This window comes from Pantoea sp. R102 (genome assembly GCF_004916815.1).
In the GTDB taxonomy this organism is placed as follows: Bacteria; Pseudomonadota; Gammaproteobacteria; order Enterobacterales; family Enterobacteriaceae; genus Pantoea; species Pantoea dispersa.
In genome coordinates, this window is record NZ_SDFT01000105.1 from 1 (window position 1) to 6718 (window position 6718).

Consider the following 6718-nt stretch of genomic DNA (forward strand, 5'->3'; position numbering starts at 1 on the left):
TGCGCATTCCGGCAACTGTGAAGTGATTAACTTAGCGCGATAAATCGCGCCGCTACATATTGTGCGGTCAGAGGGTACGGACATAATTTTTGGTACAAAGTCTTAGCATCGCTATTTCCTGTATTTTTAATCATCTCGCTATCTGCGCTCCCCCATCCCATTTTCTGCCAGCCAGCACGCTTCTGCTGCTGTCTGAATCGTCTACACTTCAGGTTGAAAAAGCCGCAGCGGTGTAAAAATGGCGTAAAAATTTGGCCGATTTGTATAAAAATCGCGTACAAAAAAACGCCAACCCCTACCGATTACGCCGCTGAAACGCTATCTTCGCCAGCATAAAAGTGGGTGATTGCGACACGCCAGTGCGGTTGATGGCGCTCGCCCTTTCTCCCTGAAAAAACAGGAAATGTATGAGTCAATCAGAGAAACAGTCTCTGCCTGCTGGCATGCTGGCCGCCGCCGGCATCGTGTTTGGTGATATCGGTACCAGCCCGCTGTATACCCTGAAAGAATGCCTGTCGATTTTGCCGGACGGCGCGCCGTCGGCGCTGGCGGTGATGGGCTTTCTGTCGCTGATCTTCTGGGCGCTGACGCTCATCGTCACGCTGAAATATGTCTGCTTCGTGATGCGCGCCGACCACGACGGCGAAGGCGGCATTCTCACCCTGATGTCGCTGGCTCGCCGCAACGTTGGCCGCAAAGCCGGTCATATCATCGTGCTGGCCGGTCTGATTGGCGGCGCATTTTTCTACGGTGATGGCGTGATCACCCCGGCCATATCGGTGCTGTCGGCCATAGAAGGGATTCAGGTGGTCTCGCCCGGGCTGGAAAAATATGTGGTGCCGCTGGCGCTCACCATTCTCGCACTGCTGTTCATTATCCAGAAACACGGCACGGAAAAGGTCAGCCGGGTGTTTGGCCCGGTGATGTTTGTCTGGTTTGTGGCCATCGGCGCACTTGGCATACGCGGTATTCTGCTCAACCCGGAAGTGCTGCAAGCGCTCAGTCCGTCCTATGCGCTGACCTTCCTGCTCAGCCACAAAGCGCTCTCGCTCGCGGCAATGGGCATGGTGGTGCTGGCGGTGACCGGCGCGGAAGCGCTGTATGCCGACATGGGCCACCTGGGCAAAGCACCGATTCGTCTCGCCTGGCTGGTGATCGCCATGCCGGCGCTGATACTGAATTACTTCGGCCAGGGCGCGCTGGTGATCGCCGATGCGCAGGCGCTGAACAATCCGTTCTTTAATCTGGCTCCCGGCTGGGCGCAGATTCCACTGATTGTGCTGTCAACGCTGGCCACGGTCATCGCGGCGCAGGCGGTGATTTCCGGTGTCTATACCCTGACGCATCAGGCCATTCGCCAGGGCTTTTTACCGCCGATGCGCATCATTTTTACCTCGCATACCGAGTCCGGGCAGATTTACATTCCGGTGGTTAACTGGCTGCTGTTCACCGCCGTGATGCTGATTGTGCTGGCTTTCCGTCAGTCGTCGGCGTTGTCCTCGGCATACGGCATCGTAGTGACCGGCACCATGGTGATCACTGCGTGTCTGGCGGGCGTGGTGGCGCTGCGTAACTGGCGCTGGCCGCTGCCGCTGGCGCTATTGTTCCTGCTGTGTATGCTGGTGGTCGACGTGCCGCTGTTCATCGCTAACCTGATGAAACTGCTGTCCGGCGGCTGGGTGCCGGTGCTGCTGGCGCTGACCATGATGGGATTGATGCTGATCTGGAGCAGCGAGCGTAACCGCCTGATTCGCCGTTTGAATAACGATCATGACGGTTTACTGGCGCTGGTGAAATCGCTGGAGAGCAATCCGCCGAACCGCGTCGAGGGCACCGCCATCTTCCTCGCGCGCAAGGAGTTTGAAATTCCCCAGGCACTGTTGCACAACCTCAAGCATAACCGCGTGCTGCACCGCCGCGTGGTGCTGTTGCATATCCGCACCACTGACACGCCGCGCGTCTATAACCAGCAGCGCATCAGCATTACGCAATTGTCGCCGTCGTTCTGGCAGGTCACTGCCGCCTACGGCTGGCGTGAAGTGCCGTCGATGGCTGAGATTCTGCATCTGTGCGGACTGGAAGGTTTTGGCTGCACGGTGAATGAAGCGTCATTTTTTACCGCGCACGATACGCTGGTAATGAAAAAACGCCGCGGTCTGGCGCGGGTGCGCGGCGGGATTTTTCACTTCTGCCAGCGCAACGCGCTGCGCGCCCATGAGCAATTTCATATTCCGCCCAACCGGGTGATCGAACTGGGCGGCCAGCGCGAATTTTAAGCCGCAGGGCCACGGATGGCCGGATTTGCCCGCACATGATGCAGCGACTTTTTTAATGGCAAATGTAAGCAGATGAAAAAATATTAGCGAAACATTACCGGAGTTGTGGCGGAACTTTTCTTAACATCTGATTAGCAATTAAAGCTAAAACGCATAACCTCAAAAGGTGTTTATTAACCCTACCGGCATGATGATTCACCGTGCGCTTTGCCGGAATGTATAAACCAATAAACAACGATCTCAGGATCGGTTAATTCACTTCCGGCTCTGTTGTTATTTTTGAGGAGTAAGACCATGAAAGCGTTAATTAATGATGTAATTTCTATTTTTACGCCGCAAAATGTTAAACCGGTTTTAATTCGCGCCGATTTGACGCACCGCGAATTATCTTCAATCCATCCGGCGGGTGTCACTTCTGTAAGCTGGGCCACGTCAATGGAAGAGTTAACAGACGCCATTGTGAAGAAAGCCCAGGCGGCCGGAGCCGTCGGTTATCACATCACCGACGTTGAATCACATGAGCCGGGCCACGACGGCCAGCACGTGATGGCGGCCACTGCCACGCTGTATCACATCAATGACAAAGTGGCTTACGGCTGATGCCGGGATTAACGCGTTTATCTGTTTATGGCCTGCCCGTCATTTCCGGCAGGCTTTTTTCATTAAAATAGGCGGCGAGAAAATCGAGAAAAACTTTAATACGCTGCGATTCTGCGGCGCGTTGCGTATACACCGCCCAGATATTGGCTTCCTGATACCACTGCGGTAATACCGCTACCAGCTCACCCGTCGCCAGATACGGCGCCACATCCCACGCTGAACGCAGCGCAATACCATGCCCCTGCAATGCCCAGTGCAGAATCACCTTGCCGCTATTGGAAGAGTAATGGCTGTTCAGGCGACACAACACCTGCTGCTCGCCATTGGTCAATGCCCAGTTACCAAATGAATTATCGCGCTCATTAATGATCAGACAGCTGTGATGAATTAACGCATCCAGCGAGGCTGGCATACCGGCGCGGGATAAATACGCCGGCGCGGCACATAAAATACGCCGGTTAGCAATCAGCCGGCGGGCAATATAGGAAGGATTGAGATCATCGCCAACGCAGATTTCTACATCCGTGCCGCTCTGTAGCAGGTCGAATGCCCGATCGCTTAGCATCAGTTTAATATTCAGCGACGGATGCTGGTGAATAAATGCCGAAACCGCATCCGATAAATAGTCCTGACCGAAACCAAATGAGCAGCCGACGGTAATTTCCCCGGTCAGCTCGCCGCGCCACTGACGGAAATTATTGAGAAAGCCATCCATTTCCTGCACTACCTGCAGCGCGCCCTCAAGCGCTTTTTCACCTTCCGGCGTCAGGCGCATCACGCGGTTAGTGCGGAAAAACAGCCGCGTCTCCAGCTGTTTTTCCAGAATGGCGATGCGTTTACTGATGTAAGACGGTGACTGACCCAGCTCAATCGCCGCGCGGCCGAAACCGTCATGCCGCGCTACGCTGATAAACACGTACAGGTCTTCAATCGACGGCCAACCCTGTAACGGCTTCTGATAACTTTTTCCGGCAAGCAGTATTTTCATAACAGTACATGGTGAGTGAACGCCACGTGGTTATAACACAGATCCCAGGAAGCGCTGAAGCGAGTGCAGAAACCGCTCTGGCACCTCTTCCTGCGGTGAATGGCCGCAAGGTAACGCCTCGCCCTGCACCTGCAGCGCCTTGTCCTGCCAGGTGTGCACCACATCATACAGCTGACCGACCGTGCCCTTTTCGCCCCACAGCAGTAACAGCGGACAGGCAATGCGCCGGTCGCTGTCAGCGGCATCGTGTTGCAAATCGATGCTGGCGGCGGCGCGATAATCTTCACATACCGCGTGGATCATCGCCGGATCCCGATAGCAGCGCAGATAATCTTCAAACACCGCCGCTTCGGTCGCGCCCGGCGTTTTCAGCTGGCCATCAATGTGTTTACGCAAAAAGAACGCCGGATCGTGACCAATCATGGTCTCCGGCAGCGGGTGCGGCTGAATCAGGAAGAACCACCAGAAATAGCGCGTGGCGAACGCCTGATCGGTCAGCGCGTACATGGTGGCAGTCGGTGCGATATCGACAAACACGCAGCAGCTGACTTTCTCCGGGTGATCGAGCGCCAGCCGGTGCCCGACGCGCCCGCCGCGATCGTGGCCGACAAACGCCACGCGCTGCAGGCCAAGCGCGTCGATCAGCTGACTGATATCCTGTGCCATGCTGCGTTTGGCATACGGCAGATGTTCAGCATCGCTGGCGGGCTTGTTGCTGTCACCGTAGCCGCGCAAATCCGGCAGGATCACCTGATAATGCTGCGCCAGCTGTGGTGCGATTTTACGCCAGGCCAGATGATTTTGCGGATGGCCGTGCAGCATCAGCAAAGGCGTGCCCTTGCCGCCGCTGGCCACGCGCAGCGTAACGCCATTATCCAGCGTCACATCCTGCAGGGTAAAACCGGCGATAAAAGGCGACGGGCCGCGATCGATAATCTTACTCATGGTTGCTCCCTGGTGCGCTGCAGCCACGGGCGCTGCGCAAAGTGCTGCGCTTCAAACTGGCGGATATCCGCTTCATATTGCAGCGTCCAGTCCACCGCGCTGCCGCCACCGATCAGCATTTCGCGCTTCAGGGCACTGACCGTAAAGTGAATCACTTCATCCGCGAACTGAATGGTTTGCTGCTCCAGCGACACGCTGATGGTGTTGCGCTGCGCATCGGCGGCCACCGCGCTCAGACGCTGATAATCCGCCTCGCTCAGGCTCAGCGTCAGCACGCCGTTACGCTGGCAGTTGTCGTCAAAAATGCCGGCGAAGCTGGTGCCGATAATCGCGCGGATGCCCAGCTGATTCAGCCCCCACACTGCATGTTCGCGGCTGGAGCCACAGCCAAAGTTGGCGCCGACCAGCAAAAACGTCGCGTTCTGCCAGCCCGGCTGATTGAGGATGAAATCAGGGTTTGGTGCACCATCGGCCAGAAAGCGCAGGTCAAAGAACACGCCGCGGTCCAGCCCCTGCCGGTCAATGCCTTTGAGAAACTGCTTGGGCATAATCACATCGGTATCGATGTTAGCAGCCGGCAGCGGTGCCAGCTTGCCGGTGATGGTAGTGAAAGCTTGCATATTAAACCCCGGATTGCAGATAGTGACGAACATCAACCAGATGGCCCGCCAGCGCAGCGGCGGCGACCATCGCCGGACTCATTAAGTGAGTACGCGCGCCCGCGCCCTGACGGCCGGCAAAGTTACGATTGGTGCCCGATGCGCAGCGATCGCCCGGTGCCAGCACATCTTCGTTCATCGCCAGACACATCGAACAGCCTGACTGACGCCACTCGAAGCCAGCGTCGATAAAGATGGCCGCCAGCCCTTCCGCCTCCGCCTGCTGCCGCACCTGGGTTGAGCCCGGCACGATGATGCCGCGCACGTGCGGCGCGATTTTGCGGGTGCCAATCACCGCTGCCGCGGCGCGCAAATCTTCAATGCGCCCATTGGTGCAGGAGCCGATAAACGCGTGGGTGATGGCAATGTTGGCCAGCGGCGTGCCGGCTTGCAGCCCCATGTAGTGCAACGCATTTTTCATCGCCTGCTGTTTCACCAGATCGGGTTCGTCAGCCGGATTAGGCACGTGGCCGCTGATGGCGCAGGCCTGATCCGGGCTGATGCCCCAGGTGACTTTCGGTTCCAGATCGCTGCAATCAATGGTCAGTTGCCGGTCAAATACCGCATCATCATCGCTGCGCAACGTGCGCCACTCGGCCAGCGCCTGCTGCCACAGTTCGCCCACCGGCATTTGCGGTTTGCCGGCAATGTAAGCGTAGACCTTGTCATCCGGCGCGATAATCGCCCCGCGCGCGCCGGCTTCCACTGCCATGTTACACAGCGTCATACGCCCTTCCATGCTCAGCGCATCGATCGCGCTGCCGGAAAACTCAATCGCATACCCCGTAGCGCCGGATGCGCCAATCTGTTCGATCAACGCCAGCACGATGTCTTTGGCGGCACAGCCAAACGGCAGCTCGCCGGTGACTTCAACGCGCATGGTTTTCAGCGTGCGATATATCAACGTCTGTGTCGCCAGCAGGTGCTCGATTTCCGAGGTGCCGATGCCGAACCCCAGCGCACCAAACGCCCCGTAAGTGGTGGTATGGCTGTCGCCGGCGGCAATCACCATGCCCGGCATCACCAGCCCCTGCTCGTGCGCCACCACATGTTCAATGCCCTGTCGCGGGTCGAGCACGTCAAACAGCTCAATGCCAAAGTGCTCCGCATTTTTGCGGAAGTAATCGACCTGCAGCTGGCCGCCAGCGTCGGTCATCGCCGCATCGCGCACTGGCCGCGTCGGGTTCACGTGGTCGACGTTGAGTAGAATGGTGGCCGGATGGCGCACGCGCCGCGACCGGTCGCGCAGA

6 protein-coding genes are annotated in these 6718 nt (G+C 57.4%); 2 read left to right on the top strand and 4 right to left on the bottom strand.

Annotated elements, in window-relative coordinates:
• Positions 1-407 precede the first annotated feature (407 nt).
• Both kup and ERD80_RS12010 read left to right on the top strand, forming a co-directional pair.
• Complete coding sequence (gene kup / locus ERD80_RS12005) at positions 408-2276, top strand: low affinity potassium transporter Kup (protein ID WP_136547038.1); 1869 nt, start codon at positions 408-410, stop codon at positions 2274-2276.
• Positions 2277-2570: 294 nt separating this feature from the next.
• Positions 2571-2876, top strand: a complete 306-nt coding sequence (locus ERD80_RS12010) for a DUF1471 domain-containing protein (RefSeq protein ID WP_021509483.1) — start codon at positions 2571-2573, stop codon at positions 2874-2876.
• 25 nt (positions 2877-2901) lie between these two features.
• On the opposite strand, the gene ERD80_RS12015 is transcribed toward ERD80_RS12010, so the two are convergent.
• The 4 genes from ERD80_RS12015 to leuC all read right to left on the bottom strand — a co-directional run.
• Complete coding sequence (locus ERD80_RS12015) at positions 2902-3864, bottom strand: LysR family transcriptional regulator (protein ID WP_021509484.1); 963 nt, start codon at positions 3862-3864, stop codon at positions 2902-2904.
• 30 nt (positions 3865-3894) lie between these two features.
• Complete coding sequence (locus ERD80_RS12020) at positions 3895-4809, bottom strand: alpha/beta hydrolase (protein WP_136547040.1); 915 nt, start codon at positions 4807-4809, stop codon at positions 3895-3897.
• The gene (gene leuD, locus ERD80_RS12025; RefSeq protein WP_058770124.1) at positions 4806-5429 is read right to left on the bottom strand and encodes a 3-isopropylmalate dehydratase small subunit; all 624 of its coding nucleotides are present in this window, start codon (positions 5427-5429) and stop codon (positions 4806-4808) included. The genes ERD80_RS12020 and leuD overlap by 4 nt, the downstream gene beginning before the upstream one ends.
• A 1-nt stretch (position 5430) precedes the next feature.
• Positions 5431-6718: 3-isopropylmalate dehydratase large subunit (gene leuC / locus ERD80_RS12030; protein WP_136547042.1), on the bottom strand; the 1288-nt coding region annotated here is incomplete at its 5' end.